At 65.0% G+C, this 22,477-nt stretch carries 24 protein-coding genes; 17 read left to right on the forward strand and 7 right to left on the reverse strand.

Annotated features, from left to right (window positions below; translation table 11 throughout):
* The first annotated feature begins 5 nt into the window (after window positions 1-5).
* Window positions 6-641, forward strand: a complete 636-nt coding sequence (folE, locus tag C4E04_RS12815) for a GTP cyclohydrolase I FolE (RefSeq protein ID WP_109597889.1) — start codon at window positions 6-8, stop codon at window positions 639-641.
* A 66-nt stretch (window positions 642-707) separates the two neighbouring features.
* Window positions 708-1,118, forward strand: a complete 411-nt coding sequence (hisI, locus tag C4E04_RS12820; RefSeq protein WP_109597890.1) for a phosphoribosyl-AMP cyclohydrolase — start codon at window positions 708-710, stop codon at window positions 1,116-1,118.
* A 10-nt stretch (window positions 1,119-1,128) separates the two neighbouring features.
* On the opposite strand, the gene C4E04_RS12825 is transcribed toward hisI, so the two are convergent.
* The gene (locus C4E04_RS12825) at window positions 1,129-1,953 is read right to left on the reverse strand and encodes an FkbM family methyltransferase (protein ID WP_109597891.1); all 825 of its coding nucleotides are present in this window, start codon (window positions 1,951-1,953) and stop codon (window positions 1,129-1,131) included.
* 162 nt (window positions 1,954-2,115) lie between these two features.
* On the opposite strand from C4E04_RS12825, the gene map reads away from it, so the two are divergent.
* Window positions 2,116-2,937, forward strand: a complete 822-nt coding sequence (gene map, locus C4E04_RS12830; RefSeq protein ID WP_109597893.1) for a type I methionyl aminopeptidase — start codon at window positions 2,116-2,118, stop codon at window positions 2,935-2,937.
* Window positions 2,938-2,984: 47 nt separating this feature from the next.
* On the opposite strand, the gene C4E04_RS12835 is transcribed toward map, so the two are convergent.
* Window positions 2,985-3,257 (reverse strand): hypothetical protein, encoded by a 273-nt coding sequence (locus C4E04_RS12835; protein WP_109597894.1) that lies wholly within the window; start codon window positions 3,255-3,257, stop codon window positions 2,985-2,987.
* Between the two features lie 147 nt (window positions 3,258-3,404).
* Between C4E04_RS12835 and radC the strand changes: the two genes are divergently transcribed.
* Window positions 3,405-4,094 carry a DNA repair protein RadC gene (gene radC / locus C4E04_RS12840; RefSeq protein WP_109597895.1) on the forward strand — a complete coding sequence of 230 codons (690 nt, stop codon included), beginning with the start codon at window positions 3,405-3,407 and terminating at the stop codon, window positions 4,092-4,094.
* Between the two features lie 597 nt (window positions 4,095-4,691).
* Here the strand turns inward: radC and C4E04_RS12845 are convergent.
* Both C4E04_RS12845 and C4E04_RS12850 read right to left on the reverse strand, forming a co-directional pair.
* Entirely contained in the window at window positions 4,692-5,288 is a 597-nt protein-coding gene (locus C4E04_RS12845; protein ID WP_109597896.1) for an exopolysaccharide biosynthesis protein, read from the reverse strand.
* A 141-nt stretch (window positions 5,289-5,429) separates the two neighbouring features.
* Window positions 5,430-5,699 (reverse strand): usg protein, encoded by a 270-nt coding sequence (locus C4E04_RS12850; protein WP_109597897.1) that lies wholly within the window; start codon window positions 5,697-5,699, stop codon window positions 5,430-5,432.
* Window positions 5,700-5,937: 238 nt separating this feature from the next.
* Here C4E04_RS12850 and C4E04_RS12855 point away from each other — a divergent pair, with 238 nt between their 5' ends.
* Both C4E04_RS12855 and C4E04_RS12860 read left to right on the forward strand, forming a co-directional pair.
* Window positions 5,938-7,392, forward strand: coding sequence for a patatin-like phospholipase family protein (locus C4E04_RS12855; protein ID WP_162559382.1), 1,455 nt, complete (start codon window positions 5,938-5,940; stop codon window positions 7,390-7,392).
* Window positions 7,393-7,484: 92 nt separating this feature from the next.
* Window positions 7,485-8,336 carry a methionyl-tRNA formyltransferase gene (locus tag C4E04_RS12860; RefSeq protein WP_109597900.1) on the forward strand — a complete coding sequence of 284 codons (852 nt, stop codon included), beginning with the start codon at window positions 7,485-7,487 and terminating at the stop codon, window positions 8,334-8,336.
* A gap of 15 nt (window positions 8,337-8,351) precedes the next feature.
* On the opposite strand, the gene C4E04_RS12865 is transcribed toward C4E04_RS12860, so the two are convergent.
* Window positions 8,352-9,914 carry an oleate hydratase gene (locus C4E04_RS12865; RefSeq protein ID WP_109597901.1) on the reverse strand — a complete coding sequence of 521 codons (1,563 nt, stop codon included), beginning with the start codon at window positions 9,912-9,914 and terminating at the stop codon, window positions 8,352-8,354.
* A gap of 173 nt (window positions 9,915-10,087) precedes the next feature.
* Entirely contained in the window at window positions 10,088-10,615 is a 528-nt protein-coding gene (locus tag C4E04_RS12870; RefSeq protein ID WP_109597902.1) for a flavin reductase family protein, read from the reverse strand.
* Between the two features lie 273 nt (window positions 10,616-10,888).
* On the opposite strand from C4E04_RS12870, the gene C4E04_RS12875 reads away from it, so the two are divergent.
* The 11 genes from C4E04_RS12875 to C4E04_RS12925 all read left to right on the forward strand — a co-directional run bounded on the left by C4E04_RS12875 (window position 10,889) and on the right by C4E04_RS12925 (window position 21,423).
* On the forward strand, window positions 10,889-11,809 hold the full coding sequence (locus C4E04_RS12875) for a branched-chain amino acid ABC transporter permease (protein WP_109597903.1): 921 nt from the start codon (window positions 10,889-10,891) through the stop codon (window positions 11,807-11,809).
* A 12-nt stretch (window positions 11,810-11,821) separates the two neighbouring features.
* Window positions 11,822-13,237 (forward strand): high-affinity branched-chain amino acid ABC transporter permease LivM, encoded by a 1,416-nt coding sequence (livM, locus tag C4E04_RS12880; protein WP_109597904.1) that lies wholly within the window; start codon window positions 11,822-11,824, stop codon window positions 13,235-13,237.
* The gene (locus tag C4E04_RS12885; protein ID WP_109597906.1) at window positions 13,237-14,079 is read left to right on the forward strand and encodes an ABC transporter ATP-binding protein; all 843 of its coding nucleotides are present in this window, start codon (window positions 13,237-13,239) and stop codon (window positions 14,077-14,079) included. Before livM ends, C4E04_RS12885 begins: the two co-directional genes overlap by 1 nt.
* On the forward strand, window positions 14,076-14,849 hold the full coding sequence (locus C4E04_RS12890; RefSeq protein ID WP_109597907.1) for an ABC transporter ATP-binding protein: 774 nt from the start codon (window positions 14,076-14,078) through the stop codon (window positions 14,847-14,849). The genes C4E04_RS12885 and C4E04_RS12890 overlap by 4 nt, the downstream gene beginning before the upstream one ends.
* Window positions 14,849-15,211 carry a DUF6867 family protein gene (locus C4E04_RS12895; RefSeq protein ID WP_109597908.1) on the forward strand — a complete coding sequence of 121 codons (363 nt, stop codon included), beginning with the start codon at window positions 14,849-14,851 and terminating at the stop codon, window positions 15,209-15,211. The genes C4E04_RS12890 and C4E04_RS12895 overlap by 1 nt, the downstream gene beginning before the upstream one ends.
* 125 nt (window positions 15,212-15,336) lie before the next feature.
* Complete coding sequence (locus C4E04_RS12900) at window positions 15,337-16,464, forward strand: branched-chain amino acid ABC transporter substrate-binding protein (RefSeq protein WP_162559383.1); 1,128 nt, start codon at window positions 15,337-15,339, stop codon at window positions 16,462-16,464.
* A gap of 163 nt (window positions 16,465-16,627) precedes the next feature.
* A complete protein-coding gene (locus tag C4E04_RS12905) occupies window positions 16,628-17,239 on the forward strand; it encodes a helix-turn-helix domain-containing protein (RefSeq protein WP_109597909.1) in 612 nt (203 codons plus the stop codon).
* Window positions 17,240-17,248: 9 nt separating this feature from the next.
* Window positions 17,249-17,800: a GNAT family N-acetyltransferase gene (locus C4E04_RS12910; protein WP_210204572.1), complete on the forward strand. Its 552-nt coding sequence runs from the start codon at window positions 17,249-17,251 to the stop codon at window positions 17,798-17,800.
* A gap of 126 nt (window positions 17,801-17,926) precedes the next feature.
* On the forward strand, window positions 17,927-19,408 hold the full coding sequence (locus C4E04_RS12915; protein WP_109597910.1) for an ABC transporter substrate-binding protein: 1,482 nt from the start codon (window positions 17,927-17,929) through the stop codon (window positions 19,406-19,408).
* A gap of 228 nt (window positions 19,409-19,636) precedes the next feature.
* Window positions 19,637-20,584: an ABC transporter permease gene (locus C4E04_RS12920; RefSeq protein ID WP_109597911.1), complete on the forward strand. Its 948-nt coding sequence runs from the start codon at window positions 19,637-19,639 to the stop codon at window positions 20,582-20,584.
* Window positions 20,581-21,423, forward strand: a complete 843-nt coding sequence (locus C4E04_RS12925; RefSeq protein ID WP_109597913.1) for an ABC transporter permease — start codon at window positions 20,581-20,583, stop codon at window positions 21,421-21,423. Before C4E04_RS12920 ends, C4E04_RS12925 begins: the two co-directional genes overlap by 4 nt.
* Window positions 21,424-21,431: 8 nt before the next feature.
* On the opposite strand, the gene C4E04_RS12930 is transcribed toward C4E04_RS12925, so the two are convergent.
* Window positions 21,432-22,442, reverse strand: a complete 1,011-nt coding sequence (locus C4E04_RS12930) for an LLM class flavin-dependent oxidoreductase (RefSeq protein ID WP_109597914.1) — start codon at window positions 22,440-22,442, stop codon at window positions 21,432-21,434.
* Window positions 22,443-22,477: the final 35 nt, after the last annotated feature.

The following is a 22,477-nucleotide window of genomic DNA, read 5'->3' on the forward strand; positions in this document are numbered from 1 at the left end:
TCCACATGGATGATGTGGTTAAGTCCCTGTCCAAGAAACTGAATCCCCTTAAAGACGGACCTGTCGAGCGCCCCACCCGGGAAGAGGCTGAGGAGGCCGTCCGCACCCTGATCCGGTGGGCTGGCGACGATCCGCGCCGGGAAGGGCTTCTGGACACCCCCAAGCGGGTGACGAAGGCCTTCAAGGAACTGTATTCGGGCTACAAGGACGACCCGCGCGAGGTGCTGGACAAGATCTTCGCCGAGGTGGAGGGGTACGACGACATCGTCCTGGTGCGGGATATCCCGTTCTATTCCCATTGCGAGCACCATATGGTGCCGTTCTACGGCATGGCCCATATCGGCTATTATCCGTCCAAGGGCGTGGTCGGCCTGTCCAAGCTCGCCCGTCTGGTCGAGGTCTATGCGCGCCGGCTCCAGACCCAGGAGACCATGACGGCCCAGATCGCCCTTGCGCTCCAGGAATCCCTTGAGCCGCGGGGCGTCGCCGTGATGGTCGAGGCCGAGCATATGTGCATGTCCATGCGCGGGGTGCAGAAGGCGGGCGCCGTTACCCTGACGACCCAGTTCCTCGGCGCATTCCGCGACGACCCGGCCGAGCAGGTGCGCTTCCTCACCCTGCTGCGCCAGGGTAAGGCTTGAAGAAATCCCTTCCCGTTCCTTCGCGAGTCGCATGAGTGCGGCTCGCTGCCCTTCGAGGTTCCTGCCATGTGCGCGTCCCATGTTTTCCCCTCCCCCGGCCCAAAGGCGGAGCTGGAGGAAGGTACGGTGCTCACGCCACGCTTCGGCCCCGACGGGCTCGTCACCTGCGTGACCACGGATGCGGCGACCGGCGAACTTTTGATGGTGGCCCACATGAATGCCGACGCCCTGGCCAAAACCCTCGAGACCGGCGAGGCCTGGTACTGGTCCCGGTCGCGGGGCGAACTCTGGCACAAAGGCGCCACGAGCGGACAGGTCCAGACGGTGGTCGAAATGCGGGTCGATTGCGACCAGGACGCCCTCTGGCTCAAGGTGACGGTCGCGGGCGACGGCGGCTGCTGCCACACGGGCCGCCGCTCCTGCTTCTACCGGAAGGTCGTCCGCCAGGACGGGACACCCGCGCTGGTCTTCGGCTGAAAAGCGGGCCTCAGGCCCGCTCGAAGACCAGGTTCATCCGCGTCTGCAGGATCAGGCGGTAGCCCTTTGACGCAAGGAGCGCCGGCAGATCGATCTGCCAGCGGTCGCGGCCGTCCTCGATGATGAAGAGCGACGGATAGAGGGAGGTCGGCGCATCCCGGAAGAACGGATCGAGGATCAGGTCCTCGGCCCCCTCCACGTCGAGCTTCATGGCGTCCACCCGGGTGAACCCCTCCCGGTCGAGCAGATCGACCAGGGTCACGGCCGGGACCCGGATGGCGTCGGTCTGGCTGGAGCTGACGATCTTCACGCTCGATTCGCCCCGGTTGTTGGGATCGAGGAAGAGGGTCAACTCGCCGGTCTTGTCAGCCACCGCGCAGGCGACCGCCTTGACGGTACCGAAGGGGTTCTGGCGGATATTGTAGGCGAGGCGGTCGAACACCTCCGGCTGCGGCTCCACGGCCAGGATCCGGGCCTTCGCGCCGGCCCGGGCTGCGACGAAGAGCGCATACCAGCCCACGTTGGAGCCCACATCCACGAACGTGAACCCCTCGCCGATCCGAGACGCGAGAAGCTCCAGCTCCGCCGGGTCGAAATATTGCGGCGTGAAGAGAATCCGCTTCTCGCACACATTGTTATAGGGATGGAGCCGCATGCGCACGCCAAAGGTCTCGACATCGACCGGCGCGCCCTTCAGGGAGTGCAGCACGAGGTGCCGCAGCATCAGGGCGATGCGGCGGGTGGCCCACCGCTGGGGCAGGCGCCGCGTGCCCTCGATGGCGAAGCTGGCCAGTCCGGAGGGCGCATAGGCGCCGTAGGGGCGTGAATCGTTCATATCGTTCTGAAACCGTCGCGGCCGGCGAACCGGCGCTCATTCGGGCTTGAAATTTGGGGTGGTCATGGCATCCCCGGGCGCCAATCGCAAGCGGGCGGCTCTCTCTTTGCTTGCGTCGGGCGTGCCAATCCTTACATTCGGGACACGATCCAGGAACAGAGAATGACCGAGACCGACACCATCGAACGCAGACGCGCCGCCGAGATTCCGCTCCATGGCCCGGAGGCCTTCGAGGCCATGCGCCGCGCCGGCCGGCTGGCTGCGGAAGCGCTGGACATGCTGGTCGACAAGGTCAAGCCCGGCGTCTCGACGGATGCTCTCGACAAGCTGTCCTTCGAGTTCATTCGGGATCATGGGGCCTATCCGGCCTGCCTCTATTACCGGGGCTATACGAAAACCATCTGCACCTCGATCAACCACGTGGTCTGCCACGGGATCCCCAACGACAAGCCCCTGCGGGACGGCGACATCGTCAATATCGACATGACGGTCATCCTCGACGGCTGGCATGGGGATTCGAGCCGCATGTTCTATGTGGGCGACGTGCCCCGCCGGGCTCAGCGCCTGTGCGAGATCACCTACGAGGCCATGATGCGCGGCATCGCGGTCATCCGTCCGGGCGCGACAACCAACGACATCGGCGCCGCGATCCAGACTTATGCGGAGGCCGAGCGCTGCTCTGTGGTGCGCGATTTCTGCGGCCATGGCCTCGGCCGGGTGTTCCACGATTCGCCCACCATCCTCCATTACGTGGAGCCGGCCTACAACGTGGAATTGAAGCCCGGGATGCTGTTCACAGTCGAGCCGATGATCAATCTCGGCCGTCCTCAGGTGAAGGTGCTCTCCGACGGCTGGACCGCCGTGACCCGGGACCGTTCCCTCTCGGCCCAGTTCGAGCACACGGTCGGTGTGACGGAAACCGGCGTCGAGATCTTCACCCTCTCGCCCGGGGGCTACGACAAGCCTCCCTATGCGGTAGGCTGACTAGCCTCGCCTACTAACATTCCCGTGGCAGTTCTGATGAAGCGCCGCTACCAGAAGTAGCGCACCATCAATTTGTACGAGCCCAAGAATGCCGTGCGGAAAACCCACGCAAGGAACACCACAAGCACGACGACGCCCACCCAACTCTGGAAGAGCCAATTCGTAGGGCCGAAATCTATGAAGGACATCCAGACGAGGGCAAAGAAACAGAAGATTCCTGCGGCCGCTAAACACGCGAATGCGATCACGGCGGCCGCGGCGATCATAATCCAGAACTTATAGGTTCTCACTGTTCCCCGGCCGAGGTCGGCGCTTGACACGAGCCTATCTCATCCTCTCTACGTTATCCAGTTTTGAAATAGTGTTGCCTTCGGATTGGTCCCTGCAAAATGCCATGGGATTCATTCGGTTGGTTTGCACACGCGTCAGAGAGGCAAAGTGCAGGCCATGTACGACGACGGGCCGGTATGACGGAGCCACCAACTCTCCCCCACTACTACGGCCACCGGGACCGGCTGCGCGCCCGCTTTTCCGAGGTCGGGGGCGATGCCCTGCCCGATTACGAGCTTCTGGAACTGGTCCTGTTCCGCTCCATTCCGCGCCGGGACGTAAAACCCATCGCCAAGGAGCTTCTCAAGCGGCTCGGCACCTTCGCGGAGGTGCTCGCCGCCCCGCCGGCCCGCCTGATGGAGGTGGAGGGGATCGGCGAGAGCGTGGTCACGGATCTCAAGATCGTCGAAGCCTCCGCCCGCAGGCTCGCCAAGGGCGAGGTGGCGAAGCGGCCGGTGCTCTCTTCCTGGGCCTCAGTGATCGACTATTGCCGCACCGCCATGGCGTTCATGGACAAGGAGCAGTTTCGCCTGCTCTTCCTCGACAAGCGCAACGCCCTGATCGCCGACGAAGTCCAGCAATCGGGCACCGTCGATCACACGCCGGTCTACCCGCGCGAGGTGGTGAAGCGGGCCCTCGAACTCTCCGCTTCGGCGCTTGTCTTGGTCCACAACCATCCCAGTGGGGACCCGACCCCCTCGGCCGCCGACATCCGGATGACCCGCGAGATCATCGACGTGGCCAAACCCCTCGGCATCGTGGTCCACGACCACATCATCGTGGGCCGGGAGGGGCACGCGAGCCTGAAGGGGCTGAAGCTGATTTAAAGATCCGTCGTCACTCCGGGACGGCCCCATCATTTCGGACACCACCCACCTCCCTCCGTCATTCCGGATTGCCGTTAGGCAAGTCCGGAACCCATAACCGCCAGCGCTTCAGAACAAGGGATAACGGCAACCGCCGCGTCTTATCCCGCATCGCCAGCGGTTCTGGGTTCCGGGCTCCGCTACGCGGCCCCGGAATGACGGCTCTCACATGATTTCTACGTTATGTTGATACACCGACGGCGATCCGCTACGCTGGGCCATGGCCTTGAGAAAACGCCTCGCAATCGGAGCCCTTTGTGCCGCTCTGATCCCGATCCAAACAGGATTGACGGCGGAACTTCCAGTCAAAGGACCTCGGCCATGGCCGACGAATGTTGTTTTCGGCCCGGCTTGCACAAGCTTCGCAGGCATTACTTCCTGCTCCAATCAAGCCACGGTACGCCGCTCAATCCTACCAATGCCGCTGAGCGTGCAAGCGGCGCTCCTGTTCGTAACATTCGACACCTCGCCGATGACGATGTGCCTTTGCGATGCGCTTGAACGTTTTCCGGCCCTCGTGTTGCCCGGGGATCCCGGCCATCTTAGGGATTTCACCCGCTAAAACAGCGTCTCCAGCCCTGAAAAGATCGCGTACATGAAGCCGAGGCTTAAGGTGAGGCCGAAGGTGCCGATCACGAGGCCGAACAGGACCACGATCCCGTCCCGCTCCACGAGGCCGAGGCCGACGAGGCAGATTGCGAGGCCCATGGGGATCTGGCCGACGAAGGGCGGCGCGAAGAGAAGCCCGAAGGCCATCACCAGGATGACGAGGCCCATGAGGCGCATGGCGAAGGGCGTATCGAGAAAGGTCATCCGGGGCCTGGAGAAGCGTTCGAGCCGGCGGAAGACCGGCAGGGCCCGGGTGACGGCGCGCTCCACGTCGACGGATGCAATGGAGCGGTTGAGGAGTGCGTTCGGCAGCCAGGGTGTCGGGCGGCCATAGACGATCTGCACGGCGACCAGGGCCAGCAGCAGGCCGCAGACCAGGGGGATCGGCGGCGGCATGGGCAAACAGTTCGGCAGCGCCAGCAGAACGATGAGAAGCGCGAAGGCCCGGTCCTGCAGCACACTCATGATGTCGCGGACGGTCAGCCGCTCTCCCGGCTGGGAAGCCAGGGCCGCCAGGACCTGAGAGGTACGCGCGTTGGAAAACAAGGAACCTCGGCAGGTTCGAAGATGCTCAAGAGACGCCTCTCTACCCGAGAAGGGTCCTGGGGCCAAGTGCTCTAGCCCAAGTGCCCCAGGCCAACCGCTTCAGGCCAAGTGCCGCAGACCGGCTCACATGCACACTTGCGGTCAGTGAAGGTTGATTTCCCCGTCCACGGCCCGGAATTCCGTCGGGCCGATCAGGTGCGCGTGGCTCACGGTGACGGAATGAAGCGGCCCGGCCAGCTCCCGCTGCCAGAAATCCAGGAATTCGATGAGCACCGGAAACCGGGGCGCCAAGTCGTATTCCTGCCAGATATAAGTCTGCAGGAGATGGGGATGATCGGGCATACGGTAGAGGATGCTGGCTGTGGTGAGGCCATAACCCTCGAGCTGACGGATAAAATCCCTGGAAACCATGCGAAGTCCTTCCTGACGATACTCACGCCCGCCGGAAGCCGACGCGAAAGGCTACCGGCGCTGAATCAAAGCCCGGGCGAGCTTGAGAGTTCCGCAGCGACAGTCCCGGCCGCGGTGCAAGGCCGGTAACCTTGTCGGGCTTTCCACATGGGCGCCGTGTCCCAAGGGAAGCTTGCCTATTGTGACTCTGCTCCTGCCATCGTATTCCGTTGCAAAATCGGCTGCGGGGATGAAGACGATGAACCGGGGTTTATGGCGGCGCTGGCTCATGGCGGGCGCTCTGGCGATGGCGGTCTCCGCCTGTGCCGGAGGTGTCATCAATACGCCGATTAATGGTCCCATCGCCAAAGTGGCGGATCAGGGCGGCTGGCCCCTCGGCCCCGACCAGTTCGGCTCCACGGTGGTGGGCGTCGCGTTTTCGGGCGGCGGCATGCGCGCCTCGGCTTTCTCGTACGGCGTCCTCAACGAGCTCGACCGCTATCAGGTGATGACCGATCGCGGGCCGCAGCGGATGACCGACATGATTGACCTGGTCTCCGGCGTGTCCGGCGGCTCGGTGACGGCGGCTTATTTCGGCCTGAGGGGCCGCGACGGCCTTCCCACCTTCCGGTCCCGTTTCCTGGAGCAGAACGCCGAGCAGGGCTTCGATACGGACGTGTCCCTGGCCAACGTTCTCAGGATCGTGAACGACGGCGGCGTCAACGACCGCTCCAAATTCCCGAAATGGCTGGACGACAACCTGTTCGACGGCGCCACCTATGCGGACCTCTTCGCCCGCAAGCGGCCCCTCGTCTGGATTGCCGCGTCGGACATCTACAGCCGGGTGCCCTTCGTTTTCGAGCCCGTCACCTTCAGCGTCCTGTGCAGCGACCTGAGCAAGGTTCGCCTGTCGGAGGCGGTGGCGGCCTCGGCCGCGGTGCCGGGCCTCTTCGTGCCCCTCAACGTGGAGAATTACGGCTCGTCCTGCGGCGGCCACGTCCCGCAATTCTATCAGCGCGGCGCCGATGATCCGGCGGCTCCGGCCACCCTGAAGGCCAGCGCCGAAGCCATGGTCCGCTACCGCAACGATCCGGAACGCTTCCGCTACGTAAAACTCCTGGACGGCGGCCTCACGGACAATTTCGGCATCCATTCCCTCGCCATCGCGCGGACGAACCGGGACCGGCCCTATATGCCGATGACGGCCGAGCAGGCCGTGCGGGTAAAGCGCTTCCTGTTCCTGGTGGTCGATGCGGGCCGCGGTCCGGCCGGCAACTGGCCCGCGCACCTGGCTTCGCCCACCGGCATGGAGCTCGCCGGGATCGTCACCGACGTCGCCATCGATTCGGGCGTCTACAAGGGTTACGACTACTTCACGACCATCATGAAGGGCTGGCAGAGCGACTTGAAGCGCTGGCGCTGCTCGCTCTCCAGCGACGAGGTTCTCAAGCTGCGCGGCACCCTGGACGGCTGGCGATGCGCGGACGTGACATTCACGGTCGGACGGGTTTCGTCGGAGGATGCCGGCCCGGAAATGCGCCAGCGCATGGACAAGGTGCCGACCCGGTTCCAGCTCGACCCCGCCACCCTGGACACGGTCATCGAGACGGGTGCGACCGCCCTGCGCAACAACGCGATCTTCCGGCGCTTCATCAAGGGCGTACCGCAGCGCATGCTGACCGCCACCCTGGACGGTGATACGCCTTCTCCTTAAGCCTCCGCCGCCCTGCTTGACCGGGGCGGCGAAGACCCGAATTCCCTCCCCGGGCGGATCCCCCTTCTCTGCCCTGGAGACCTGAGCAGGACATGCGCTTCGCTTTCGCCGGCATCGACTTTCTGGGCGACGTCTTCGAGACCTTTCTGGCCCGAGGCTGGGAGCCAGTGCGCCTCTTCAGCCGGCCCTGCGACGGGATCTACGATTTCAACGAGACGACGGTGGCGCGGGCGCGCGCCCTCAAGGTGCCGGTGCAGATGTCGCGCATCGGGCCGGCGGACCTCGTCCAGCTGAAGGCCTCGCACTGCGAGGCGCTGATCGTCGCGGGCTATCCCTGGCTTATCCGAGGGTGGGAACATCACCTGCCCTATGGGGTGAACTTCCACCCCTCGCCTCTGCCCATGGGCAGAGGCCCCTATCCTCTCTTCCAGGCCATCCTCGACCGGGTCCCCGAATGGGGCGTCACGGCTCATGTGCTCCATCCGGCCTTCGACACCGGCCCCATCCTGGCCCAGGAGCACTTCCCCCTCGCGGCCGACGAAAACCACGACAGGCTCCTGGCCCGGTGCCAGATGTCGGCCCGACGCATCGCCTCTTGGCTGGCCGAGGACCTGCCGGGGCTCTGGGACCGGGCCACGCCCCAGGGGCCGGGGAGCTACTGGCCGCGCATGACCCGGGAGGACCGCACCCTCGACTGGACCCGGAACGTGGAGGACGTCCTGCGCACCATTCGGGCCTTCGGCTCCATCGAGGCCTTCGCCCTGGTGAACTCACGGCTCATCTATGTCTGGGAGGGCTCGGGTTGGCGGGAGGCGCATAGCCAGCGGCCGGGCACCCTCGTGCATCGGCATCGCAACCATCTGGTCGTCGCCGTCCGCGACGGCTTTGTGCAGCTCACAGGCTGGAGCGCCTATGCGCCCCAGGGCCCCCGTCAGAGGGACTGAGGGCTTGGCGACACCCTAAGCGAGGACCTTCAAGGCATTGTAGAGAGCCTCAGGGTCGTGGTGTCCCTGATAGACCGGAGGCGGACCGACATCGAGCTTGAGGAAACTTGACACGGCCTCGCGGGCCGAGCGGACGGAGTATTCCATGGTGAAGGCGGTTTCCAAAGGAAGCTCGGCGAATTGCCCGATGAACCCGACATTCACCGAGCCCTCCGGCACGACGGGTGCCCGATCCGTCCTCCCGCGCGGGAGGAGAATGCTGGTGGCATAGGGCAGGAGGCATGGAATGCAGATCGACGAGGACATGATCGTCTCCAGATGCTCCTCGAACCGGAGATGGTGAAGCACCTCCCGGAGGATCTCGGCGCCGCTGCATTCAGACATGGGCTTGTGAACGACATTGCCGATCTTGTCCGGTTCGGTCCCGTAGCCCCACCACACCATGGTCCCTGAAGGCTGATCGACGAATTCGGGCTGGTGGAAGAGAACCAGGGTCACAAGCCAATGGGAATCCTTCAGCGTCATGAGCCCGCCTCGGCCCGGCTCGCTGCCGGAGAGAGCCGCGATGAGCCGGAAGAATGTCGGATCCGTGGTCGTGACCGTGAACGTCACCCACTTCGTGTCCTTCACATGGTCCGGGCCGAAGAACACGTCCGGCCTGCCGAACCCTTTGCGGCCCTGCGCGAGCTTCTGCCAGAGGGCGAAGGACCGCCCCTCCAGGTGCGGCTCGGGCGGCGTGGTCGCGGTGCCAAACGAAAGGTCCGTCGTCTGGGAGCCGTTCGTGATGAGGACGAGATCCTCTTCGCCGATCTCGACGGTGGTCTCCGCTCCATCGCGGACATAGTCCAGGGCATTCGCAACGATCTCCCCGGACGAAACCTTGCTTTCCACGTCCCGCACGAAGGCCCCGGTCAGGAAACTAACTCCCTGGCGCTCCAGCCAGGCTGCGATGGGCTTAATGAGATCCTCGTATTGGTTATACCGCGTCCGGTGGATCGTCCGCAGCGTCGAGAGATCCGGCAGGATATGCAGGAAACGATAGATGTAGCGCCTCATTTCCGCTGCGCTGTGCTGCGGCAGGAACGCCATCATCGAGGTCCAGAGGATCCAGAACTCGGTCCCGAAAAAGCTCTCGGAAAAGCACTCGTCGATGCGCCGGCCTTCCAGCATTGCCTCAGGGGTGAGGGCCAGCCGGACAAGGTCGAGCTTGTCCCGGGTACTAAGGCCGAAATGGGGGGACGGCTCTACCCTTCCGTCCCGCCCGACGATGCGCGCCCTGTCATCGTATCCGTAGCGGGCATTGAACGCGGCGAGCTCCTCGGCAATGGATCGTCCCGGATCGCTCGCAGAGGGCACGAGCGAGAGGAGCTCGCGCGTGCACCGATATTCCTTCTCGAAGACGCGACCCGTCGGCAGGATGTAACCCGAGGCGGGATCCCCCGCCATGGTCATGGCGCCTCCCAGGCGCTCGCCCGCCTCGTAGACCGTGATGTTGGTCGCCAGGATTCCGCCGTCCCGGATGAGATAGGCAGCTGCGGCCAGGGAAGCCATTCCCCCGCCGACGAGATGCGCCTTCATGGCTCGCCTCCCTGGGCGACCTTGAACCGGGCGATTCTACAATCTGTCCTGACCCGCCGGATAGGTCGCCGGGCGGTTCCTCTGAGGGCGGGCTCGAATTCATAGGAAGCATGCCTCCCTCGACGGAGGTCGTCCGGAAGTTCAGCGGCGGAACCCGGCCGGGAGCCCAGCGATCAGATGCGGTGGTAGAGGCGGCCCTGATGGGCCAGCGCCGGCTGCTCTTCCCCGAGCCGAACGCCGACGATGCGGCCCACGATCACGTAATGGCTGGCCACAAGGCGGGCGTCGTCGAGGCGGCAGTCGAAGGCCACGAGACTGGACATGAGGAGCGGCGCCCCGGTTTCGAGCACGCCCCAGGTGCCGAGCGCAAAGCGGTCCTGACCCTGAAGATTCGCCCGCCCGGCAAAAGCGTCGGCCACCGGCACGTCTCCGATGCCAAGGGTGTTTACACAGAAAACCCCGTTGGCGATCAACGCCTTGGCGGTGCGCCCGCTCGCATTGACGCAGACCAAGAGCGAAGCCGGATCGTCCGTGACCGGCGTGACGGCAGTCGCCGTGAAGCCCGCACGCCCGGCGGAACCATCGGTGGTGACCACATGGACCGCTGCGGCGACACGGCTCATGCCTTCCCGGAAGAGGGCGGCGTCGACGGCGGGGCGGCCGGCGGAGGCGGGATCGGGGGTGGAATGAGTCTTCAACATGTCTTTTCGCAGAAGCCTCTTCCACCCTTTTGCATGAAGCACAAGCCCATAAGCCGCATATGGTTGCGATCCCGGATTTGGGAAGCCGCCCGGCCCACGCTCCCCTGTCTACTCCCATAAAGTCGAGTGATGGGAGACTTAACAGAATGTTGTCGCAGGGTCCGCGGTTTGCTAGAGACCCCTCCTCCTTACGTCCCGCTTGGCCTCGATCATTCATCGTGCTTTGCTGGGACCCTTCAAGAATGACCCCATCCAGAGGGGCAAGGGTAGGACATGGAAATTTTTGTGCAGCAGCTCATCAATGGGCTGACGCTGGGGTCGATCTACGGCCTCATCGCAATCGGCTATACGATGGTGTTCGGCATCATCGGCATGGTGAACTTCGCCCATGGCGACGTCTTCATGCTGTCGGCCTTTTTCGCTCTCATCCTCTTCCTGATCGTCACGACCTGGCTCGGGGTTTCGTCCATCGCGCTGGCGCTGCTGATCGTGCTGGTGGTGTCGATGGCCCTGACCTCCCTGTGGGGCTGGGCGGTCGAGCGCATCGCCTACCGGCCCCTGCGCGGGTCCTTCCGCCTGGCGCCGCTGATCTCGGCCATCGGCGTGTCGATCTTCCTGTCGAACTTCGTCCAGGTGGCCCAGGGCGCCCGCAACAAGCCCACCCCTCCCATGGTGCGCGACGTGATCGTGCTCTTCCAGGGCGAGAGCGGGTACAACGTGGCCCTGTCCTACAAGCAGATCATCATCATGGTCTCGACGGTCGTCCTGCTGACCATCTTCTGGTACATCGTCCAGAAGACCTCCCTGGGCCGGGCGCAGCGCGCCTGCGAGCAGGACCGCAAGATGGCGGCGCTCCTCGGCATCAACGTGGACCGGACGATCTCCCTCACCTTCGTGATCGGCGCAGCTCTCGCGGCGGTCGCCGGCACGATGTACCTGTTGTATTATGGCGTGGTGAGCTTCAGCGACGGCTTCGTCCCTGGCGTGAAGGCCTTTACGGCAGCGGTCCTTGGCGGCATCGGATCCCTGCCCGGCGCGGTCCTCGGAGGCCTGATCATCGGCCTTATCGAGACGTTCTGGTCGGCCTATTTCACCATCGAGTACAAGGACGTGGCTGCGTTCTCGATCCTCGCCATCGTCTTGATCTTCATGCCCTCCGGCATTCTCGGGCGGCCTGAGGTCGAGAAGGTTTAAGGAGCCTCGCGCATGAACGCTCCTCCAATCGCCACCTCGTCGGCCGACCAGTCGGCCGTACCGAACCGCTTTGACCTTGCGGCCGCCCTCAAGGACGCCTTCGTCACGGCGCTCATCACCCTCGGCCTCTCGTTCCCGATCCTGGCCTACAAGACCGACCAGAACGCCGCGACCCTCTCCCTGACCCCCCGCTGGGGCCTCGTCGCGATCGTCTGCGCCATCATCTTCGGGCTCAGGCTGTTCCAGCACGCCTTCATGGCGACCCGGGCGGCCCGGCAGGCACTGCCCGACCCGCACCAGGCGACCGAGCCGGTCCATGCGGAGCCGAGCGCCTATCAGAAGGTCTCGCGCTTCGCGATTCCCTTCTTCCTGGGCATCGCCCTCGCGTTCCCGCTCCTCGTCTACCTGATCCAGGGCGGCCTCACGGAATCCCGCTACTGGGTGGATCTCGGCATCCTCATCCTCACCTACGTGATGCTGGGCTGGGGCCTGAACATCGTGGTGGGCCTCGCGGGCCTTCTCGACCTGGGCTACGTGGCCTTCTACGCGGTCGGGGCCTATTCCTACGCCCTGCTCTCCACCACGTTCGGCCTGTCCTTCTGGATCTGCCTGCCGCTCGCCGGCATCCTGGCGGCCTTCTGGGGCATCATCCTGGGCTTCCCGGTCCTGAGACTGCGGGGCGACTACCTCGCCATCGTCACCCTCGCGTTCGGCGAGATCGTCCGCCTCGTGCTGATCAACTGGGTGGACCTGACCAACGGTGGCGCCGGCATCTCGTCGATCCCGCGCGCGACCTTCTTCGGCTTGCCCTTCACGGCGGGCGAAGGCGGCTTCGCGAGCACGTTCGGGCTCGAGTTCAATGGCATGCACAGGATGATCTTCCTGTACTACCTTATCCTCGCGCTTGCCCTGCTCACCAACTTCGTGACCATGCGCCTGCGGCGCCTGCCCATCGGGCGGGCCTGGGAGGCCCTGCGCGAAGACGAGATCGCCTGCCGGTCCCTCGGCATCAACACCACCAACACCAAGCTCACGGCATTCGCGATCGGCGCCATGTTCGGCGGCTTTGCGGGCTCCTTCTTCGCGGTCCGCCAGGGCTTCGTCTCTCCGGAAAGCTTCAACTTCCTGGAATCGGCGATCATCCTGGCCATCGTCGTGATGGGCGGCATGGGCTCGCAGATCGGTGTCGCCATCGCGGCCGTCGTGCTGGTCGGCGGCCCCGAGATGCTTCGCAATCTCGACTTCCTGAAGGCGGTCTTCGGAGAGGGCTTCGATCCCAATGAGTACCGCCTTCTGCTCTTCGGCGCGGGCATGGTCGCCATGATGGTCTGGCGCCCGCGTGGCCTGATCTCGGAGCGTGAGCCCTCGGTGGTCCTGAAGGAACGCAAAGCCATCTCGGCATCGCTCGTGAAAGAAGGACACGGCTAATGCGCTGGCTCCAGAACCCCCTTCTCGACGTCCAGCATCTCACGATGCGCTTCGGCGGACTGGTCGCCATCAACGACTTGTCCTTCCAGGTCGGGCGTGGCGACATCACGGCCCTCATCGGCCCCAACGGTGCCGGCAAGACGACCGTGTTCAACTGCATCACGGGCTTTTACAAGCCGACCGAGGGCATGGTCGTGCTCCGCAAGCCGGACGGCAACCAGCTTCTGCTGGAGCGTCTGCCCGGCCATAACATCAACTGGAAGGGCCGGGTCGCCCGTACCTTCCAGAACATCCGCCTCTTTTCGGGCATGACCGTGCTCGAAAACCTGCTGGTGGCGCAGCACAACTCCCTCATGATCGCCTCGGGGTTCACGTTCCTGGGCGTGCTCGGCATCGGCGGCTACCGCAAGGCCGAGAAGGAGGCCATCGAGCGCGCGCGCTTCTGGCTGGAAAAGACCCGCCTGATCCACCGGGCGGACGACCCTGCCGGCGACCTGCCCTACGGCGACCAGCGCCGCCTGGAGATCGCCCGCGCCATGTGCACGGACCCGCTCCTGCTCTGCCTCGACGAGCCGGCCGCGGGCCTCAACCCGCGTGAATCCCTCGAGCTCAACGAGCTGCTCCTGGCGATCCGCAAGGATCACGGCACCTCGATCCTGCTGATCGAGCACGACATGTCGGTCGTGATGGGGATTTCGGACCACGTGGTGGTGCTCGATTACGGCACCAAGATCGCGGACGGCACCCCGGCCGAAGTCAGGAGCGATCCTCGCGTCATCGCGGCCTATCTGGGCGTTGCGGACGAGGAAGTGGAAAAAGTCGAAGCGGAGATCGGCGCATGAGCACCGCTGCCATCAGCCCGTCGGGCTCGCTCCAGGGCGGCCCGGCGCGCCAGCCGCTCCTGAGCGTGCGCGGCGTCAAGACCTATTACGGCAACATCATCGCCCTCAAGGGCGTGGACATGGACGTGCACGAGGGCGAGATCGTGACTCTGATCGGCGCCAACGGTGCCGGCAAGTCCACTCTCATGATGACGATCTTCGGGAACCCGCGGGCGCGGGAGGGCACGATCACCTTTGCGGGGCGGGACATCACCAAGATGCCCACCCATGAGATCGCCCGCCTGTCGATCGCGCAGAGCCCCGAGGGACGGCGCATCTTCCCGCGCATGACCGTGTTCGAGAACCTGCAGATCGGCGCGTCCATGAACGGGCTTGCTCATTTCGACGAGGATCTGGAACGGGTCTGCACCCTGTTCCCACGCCTCAAGGAGCGCCTGACCCAGCGCGGCGGCACCCTTTCGGGCGGCGAGCAGCAGATGCTGGCCATCGCCCGGGCGCTCATGAGCCGGCCCAAGCTCCTGCTTCTGGACGAGCCGTCGCTGGGCCTCGCGCCCCTGATCGTCAAGCAGATCTTCACGATCATCAAGGAGCTCAACGAGCGCGACGGGATGACCGTCTTCCTCGTGGAGCAGAACGCCTACCACGCCCTGAAGCTGGCCCACCGCGGCTACGTGATGGTGACGGGCAACATCACCATGAGCGGCACCGGGCGGGAACTGCTCGAAAATCCCCAGGTCCAGGCCGCCTACCTCGAAGGAGGGCACCACTGATGCAGGGCATCCTTTACGAAGAACCCTCGATCTGGCTCTTCCTGTTCGTCACCGTGATCCTGGGCGGCGCGGCCGCATGGATGACCGGCCGGGCCATCGCAATCACCTGGCGCCCCTTCTGGCAGCTCCTGGTCTATTTGCTGATCCTCGCGGCCGCGGTGCGGTTCATCCACTTCGCCCTGTTCGGCGGGACCCTGCTCTCCGTCCACTACTACGCGGTCGATGCCATCGTGGTCCTGATCATCGGAGCGCTCGGGTTCCAGTACTACCGGGCACGCCAGATGACGACCCAATATCGCTGGCTCTACGAGCGGACGGGACCGTTCGGTTGGAAGGAAAAAGCCTCTCATACGAACGGTTAAGCCCTAGAAATTCCAGCGTGACTTCCGCTCAAAAAGAGTCATGATGTCACGCGGACGGCGGGCCTCGGCCTGCTGAACCGGCCCCGAGGAAGGGGGCCTATAAAACCACCCAGAGGAGTGACCTCATGAAGAAATTGCTGTTGACCGGCGTCGCGCTCGGTCTTGGCCTCGCCTTCTCGGGCGCGGCCAACGCGCAGATCAAGATCGGCGTTGCCGGCCCCATCACGGGCCCGAATGCCGCTTTCGGCGCGCAGCTCAAGAACGGCGTCGAGCAGGCTGTCGCGGACATCAACGCGGCCGGTGGCGTCAATGGCCAGAAGCTGGAGCTTGTCGTCGGCGACGACGTGTCCGATCCGAAGCAGGGCGTGTCGGTGGCGAACAAGTTCGCGGCCGAAGGCGTGAAATGGGTCGTCGGCCACTTCAACTCCGGCGTCTCGATCCCGGCCTCGCAGGTCTATGAGGAAGCCGGCATCATCCAGGTTTCGCCGGCCTCCACGAACCCGCAATATACCGAGCGCGGCATGTGGAACACGTTCCGCACCTGCGGTCGCGACGACCAGCAGGGCCTCGTCGCCGGCGGCTATCTGGCCGACAAGTTCAAGGGCAAGAAGGTCGCCATCGTCCACGACAAGACTCCTTACGGAAAGGGCCTTGCGGACGAGACCCAGAAGGCCATGAATGCCAAGGGCCTTAAGGAAGTCGTGTATGAAGGCATCAACCCGGGCGAGAAGGACTATTCGGCGCTCGTGTCGAAGCTGAAGCAGGCCGGCGTTGACGTGGTCTATTTCGGCGGCCTTCACACCGAGGCGGGCCTCATCATCCGTCAGATGCGTGACCAGGGCCTCAACGCCCCGCTCATGTCGGGCGACGGTATCGTGTCGGCCGAGTTCACCTCGATTGCCGGCCCCGGCGCCGAGGGCACTCTGATGACCTTCGCGCCCGATCCGCGCAAGAACCCGAACGCCAAGGACGTGGTGGCCAAGTTCAAGGCCAAGAACTACGACCCCGAGGCCTATACCCTCTACTCCTATGCCGCAGCCCAGGTCCTGGCCGAGGCCGCCAAGCAAGCCGGCAGCAATGATGCCAAGAAGGTTGCGGACGTTCTTCATTCGGGCAAGCCGATGAAGACCGTGATCGGCGATCTCTCCTTCACCAAGAAGGGCGACATCACCCGTCCGGACTACGTGATGTATGTCTGGAAGAAGGGCGCCGACGGCAAGATCGACTACTCGGGCAACGAGATCGGCATGTAATCGGCCCGATTTCGACCCCGGTCGAAACGAAACCCGCTCCGGCAACGGAGCGGGTTTTTTCGTGGGCTGGATCGCTGTTGCGTCTGGTCTCTCGTCCCCTTCCGAAGACCTTACGGCCGACGAATTGGTTGACTCCATTATAGTGGATTTCTAATCTATTTTCATGGAAACGGAATCCGACATCAACGGCCACCTGGCCGCGCGCCTGCGCGGGCTGCGGGCTCAGAACGGTCTCACGCTGGACGAGCTGTCGGAGCGTACGGGCGTGAGCCGCTCGATGATCTCCCTTATCGAGCGAGGCGAAAGCAGCCCGACAGCCGTCATTCTGAACAGGCTCGCGGCGGGGCTCGGCGTCAGTCTCGCGTCTCTCTTCGCCGAGGCGGGCCGGGCCGAAGCGTCGCCCCTGGTCCGCCATGCCGACCAGCGGGTCTGGCGCGATCCGGAGAGCGGTTACCTGCGCCGCGCTTTGTCCCCACCCGGCCATCCCTCCCCCATCGAAATCGCGGAAGTCATTCTGCCGCCCGGCGCGCGGGTGGCCTACGATTCCGGTCCCCGCACCGCCAGGATCGGCCAGCAGGTCTGGGTCCTCGAAGGCGAGGTGGAGGTGACGACGGGCCGGGATTCCCATCGCCTCGCGGCAGGCGACTGCCTCTGCATGGGCATTGATCGCCCCAACATGTTCCACAACCCGGCCGACCGGCCTGCCCGCTATCTGGTGGCCCTGGCGGCCACATCCCTGCGGCCATGGCCAGGCGAGCGGCCGGTCCCGGACTGAGGAACTCTCATGAACTCTTTCGTGAACTCATCCGTCACGTTGCGCTCCCTCTCTCCCGGTGAGGCCGCGGAGCAGGTGGGGGCCCTGTCGGCCGTGCTCATCGATTGCGTCGAGGGCGGCGCCTCGGTCAGCTTCATGGCGCCCCTGACCCGCGAGAGAGCCGACGCCTTCTGGACAGGCGTGGCGGAGGGCGTCGCGGCGGGCGAGCGCATCCTCCTCGTGGCGCAGGAGCCGGAGAGCAGCCGGATCCTCGGCACGGTTCAGGTCATCCTCCGGCAGCCGGAGAATCAGCCCCACCGGGCCGACGTCGCCAAAATGCTTGTTCACCGCACAGCGCGTCGGCGAGGCGTCGGTGCATCCCTCATGCGCGCCGCCGAGGCAGCCGCCCTTGCAGCGGGAAAATCCGTCCTGGTGCTCGACACCGTGACGGGCAGCGCCGCAGAGCGCCTCTACACGCGCCTCGGCTGGGTCCGGGCCGGCATCATCCCGAACTACGCCCTCTGGCCCCAGGGCGGCTTCTGCGACACGACGGTGTTCTACAAGCAGCTCAAGCCCACGTGAGGTGGGCGGATCCATATCCCATCCTCGCGGGCTGCCTTTAAGACAATCCGGCACGAGGCATCTTCCATCCGGCCTTCGAGTGCGTCTAAGCTGGCCCGCCAACAAAACCGGATGGAACATCGCCCCATGTCGAAGCGCATTCTGGCCGCTGCCCTCATCCTCTCAGCCAGCTTCGTCCCGGCCTTTGCCGCGAAGACGTCGCTGGTGATCGGCATGCCGATCGAACCGCCGGGCCTCGATCCCACGATCGCGGCGCCGGTGGCCATCCGCGAGGTGACCTGGGCGAACCTCTATGAAGGTCTCATGCGCATCGACCGGGACGGCAAGGTGCAGCCGCTCCTGGCGAAGAGCTGGGACATCGCGCCGGACGGGCTGACCTACACGTTCCATCTGCAGACGGGCGTGAAATTCCACGACGGCTCGGCTTTCGATTCCGCCGACGTGAAATTTGCCTTCGACCGCGCCCGGGCGCCGACATCGACCAACGCGCAGAAGCAGATCTTCGCGCCGATCGATTCCATCGAGACGCCCGATCCGGCAACCGTCGTGATCAAGCTGAAGGAAACGTCCGGTAACTTCCTCTATTATCTCGGCTGGGGAGACGCCGTGATCGTCGCGCCCGAAACGGCGGAGAACAACAAGGCGAGCCCGGTCGGCACGGGCCCGTTCAAGTTCAAGTCGTGGACGCGCGGCGACCGAGTCGAGCTCGTGCGCAATCCCGATTACTGGCAGAAGGACAAGACCAAGCTCGAGACCGTCACGTTCCGCTTCATCAACGATCCGCAGGCCCAGGTCGCGGCCTTGAAGGCGGGCGACGTGGACGCGTTCCCGAATCTCGGTGCGCCGGAGCTGTTCAGCGAGCTGAAGAAGGATTCGCGCTTCACGGCGGTTGCGGGCAACACGGAGGGCGAGATCGTCGCCGGCATGAACAACGCCAAGAAGCCCTTCGACGATGTGCGCGTGCGCCGTGCCCTCATGCATGCGGTCGACCGCAAGGCCCTCGTGGAAGGCGCCTATTCGGGCTACGGCCAGCCTATCGGCAGCTTCTTCTCGCCCAACCACCCGGCCTTCGTGGACATGACCGGCGTCATTCCCTACGACACCGAGAAGGCGAAGGCGCTGCTCAAGGAGGCGGGCTACGGCAACGGCCTGTCCATCACCATCAAGGCGCCGCAGATGGCCTATGCCAGCCGCTCGGCGGAGCTGCTCGCCGCCATGTTCGCGGAAGTCGGCGTCGACATGAAGATCATACCGACCGAATTCCCGGCCAAATGGATCGAAGAGGTCTTCAAGAACAAGGATTACGACGTCACCATCGTGGCTCATACGGAGCCGCTCGACATCGATATCTTCGCCCGCGACAACTATTACTTCAATTACAAGAACGACAAGTTCAAGGCGCTGATCGCCGAGGCCGGAAAGACCACGGACGAGAAAGCGCGCTTCGCCAAATACGCGGAGGCGCAGAAGATCCTGGCCGAGGACGTGCCGGCCCTCTTCCTCTTCCAGCTGCCAAAGCTCGGCGTCTGGAACGCGAAACTGAAGGGATTGTGGGAGAACTCCCCCGTTCCGGCGAACGACGTGACCGAGGTGTCGTGGACGGATTGACGGACGCTCTGGGCTGAGAGCCTGGAGGAATGCGGGGAAGCGCAGCCCTGCTCTCCTCCCCCTTGTGGGGAGGAGTTGGAGGTGGGGGTGTCGGCTCTGAATTCTCAGAATGTAGCGCTCACACCCCCACCCTAACCCTCCCCACAAGGGGGAGGGAAATAGGTCGTGCTTGGATTTGCGGTATGCGCACCTCTCCACCGACCGCCAACCGCCGGATGATCTGATTTCATGTTGCGTCTCGTCATCTCCCGCCTCGTCTCGCTGATCGTGACGCTCGTCGCCGTGTCGCTGGCGATCTTTCTGATCCTGGAGGTGCTGCCCGGCGATCCTGCGGCGATCATGCTCGGCACCGCTGCCCGGGAAGACACACTGGCGGCCCTGCGCCACGAGCTCGGGCTCGATCAGCCTGCCCTCGTGCGCTATCTCGCGTGGGTCGGCGGACTGCTGCATGGGGATCTTGGCCAATCCATCACCTACAAGATGCCGGTCTCGACCCTCGTGGGAGAGCGCATGGCCGTGACGCTGCCCTTAAGCCTCCTCGCCATCCTCATCTCGACCGCTCTCGCACTGCCCCTCGGCGTCGCGGCGGCGGCGCGCCGAGACGGGCCGGTGGACCGGGCCGTGCTGGTGTTCAGCCAGCTCGGCGTGGCCGTGCCGAATTTCTGGATCGGGCTCCTGTTCATCCTGTTCTTCGCAACTTGGCTCGGCTGGTTCCCGGCAGGCGGCTTCCCGGGATGGAGCGCTGGCATTTGGCCGGCCTTCCGGGCTCTCCTCCTTCCGGCCGTCGCGCTCGCCCTCCCCCAGGCGGCGGTGCTCACCCGCGTGACGCGCTCCGCGACCCTGGAGGTGATCGGCGCCGATTTCGTGCGCACGGCCCGCGCGAAGGGCGTCGACAGAGGCGCGACCCTGCGCCGGCACGTGGTGCCGAACGCGCTCATCCCGGTCACCACCATCCTCGGCCTTCAGCTCTCGTTCTTTTTCGGCGGCGCGATCCTCGTGGAGAACGTGTTCAACCTGCCGGGCCTCGGGCGCCTCGCCTATCAGGCCCTGAACCAGCGTGACCTCGTGGTTATCAAGGACATCGTGCTGATCTTTTCGGGCCTCGTCATCGTCATCAACTTCCTGGTCGATATCGGCTATGCGATCCTCGACCCGCGCCTGAGGAGCCGCGCATGAAAACCGCTCCGCGCTTTCGCCCGAATGCTGCTCTCATGGTCGGCGGCATCCTGACGGCCTTTCTCATCGGGACCGCTCTCCTGTCCCTCGTCTGGACGCCGGAGCCGCCCACGCGCGTGCGCATCGCCCTGCGGCTGAAAGGGCCGCTGGAGGCCGGCCTCCTCGGCACCGATCATTTCGGCCGCGACGTCGCTTCCCTACTCATGGCCGGGGCCTGGAACTCACTTGCCATCGCCTGGCCGGCAGTGCTTCTGGGGGCCGCTATCGGCACCGCCATCGGCTCCGCGGCCGCGGCCTGGAGGGGTATCGCGGACGAGATCGCCATGCGCGCCTCGGACGTGGTCTTCGCCTTTCCGGCAGTCCTGTCCGCCATCATGATTGGCGCGCTCGTCGGCTCAGGACCGACGGCTGCCATCCTGGCGATTGCGGTGTTCAACATCCCGGTGTTCGCCCGCGTGACGCGCGGCGTCGCCCTCCAGATCTGGACGCTCGACTACATCGCGGCCGCGCGGGCGCTCGGCAAACCGCCCCTGCGCATCACCCTGGAGGATGTGATCCCCAATATCGCGGGCGCGCTCATCGTCCAGGTGACGATCCAGCTCGCCCTCGCGATCCTGACTGAGGCTGGCCTCAGCTATCTCGGCCTCGGCGTGCGCCCGCCGAATCCGAGCTGGGGCCGCATGCTGAGCGACGCGCAGACCTATCTCTCCCAGGCGCCGCACCTCGCCATCGCGCCGGGCCTCGCCATTGCGCTGTCGGTGCTGGGACTCAACCTGCTCGGCGACGGCCTGCGGGACGCCCTCGACCCGACCCTACGCGGGCGCAGCGCACCCGCCTGAGCGGGTTATCATCCGGCAGGCGCAAGCTCACGGTTCAGCGCCTTATGCACGTCCGCTAGGATCTCGTAGGAGCGCAGGCGCTTGCCGTGGTCGAAGATCGCCGAGGCGACGATCAGCTCGTCCGCCTGCGTCTTCGCGATGAAATCCGCAAGCCCTGCGCGGACCGTGTCCGGCGCGCCGACAATCGAGCAGGAGAGCATGTTCATGGCCTGGGCCTTCTCGGACGGGGTCCAGTAGCTCTCGATATCGTCGATGGGCGGCTGCAGCTGGCCGCGGGTGCCGCGGAACAGGTTGGTGAATTGCTGCTGCGGCGAGGTGAAGAGGCGGCGCGCCTCCTCGTCCGTCTCGGCCGCAATCACGTTGAGGCCCACCATCGCGTAGGGCCGGTCGAGCTGTTTCGAAGGCTGGAAGCGCTCCCGATAGACCTGGAGCGCCTGCATGAGCGCACCGGGCGCAAAATGCGACGCGAAGGCGTAAGGCAGTCCCAGCATGGCCGCGAGCTGCGCGCCGAACAGGCTCGAACCGAGAATCCAGAGCGGCACGTTGCTGCCGGTCCCAGGCACGGCCTGCACGGCCTGCACCGGCTGGAGTGGCCCGAGGAGCGCCTGCAGTTCAAGCACGTCCTGCGGGAAGGTGTCGGCGCTCAGCGGGTCCCGACGGAGGGCTCTCAGGGTCAGCTGATCGGTACCGGGTGCGCGCCCGAGACCGAGATCGATCCGGCCCGGGAACAGGGCCTCCAGGGTGCCGAACTGCTCGGCGATGACGAGGGGCGAATGGTTCGGCAGCATGATGCCCCCGGCTCCCACGCGGATCCGCTGCGTGCCGCCCGCCACGTGAGCGATCACGACGCTGGTCGCGGCGCTCGCGATGCCCACCATGTTATGGTGCTCCGCCAGCCAGAAGCGGTTGTAGCCCCATCGTTCCGCGTGCTGCGCCAGATCGAGCGTATTGCGCAGGGCCTGCGCAGGTGTGGCTCCCTGGGGAACGGGCGCGAGATCGAGAACCGAAAGGGGCGGCATGGCGAGAGATCCTTCCTGAGCGGTGCGGACCCGCG

Origin of the sequence: Microvirga sp. 17 mud 1-3 (genome assembly GCF_003151255.1) — a bacterium.
GTDB lineage: Bacteria > Pseudomonadota > Alphaproteobacteria > Rhizobiales > Beijerinckiaceae > Microvirga.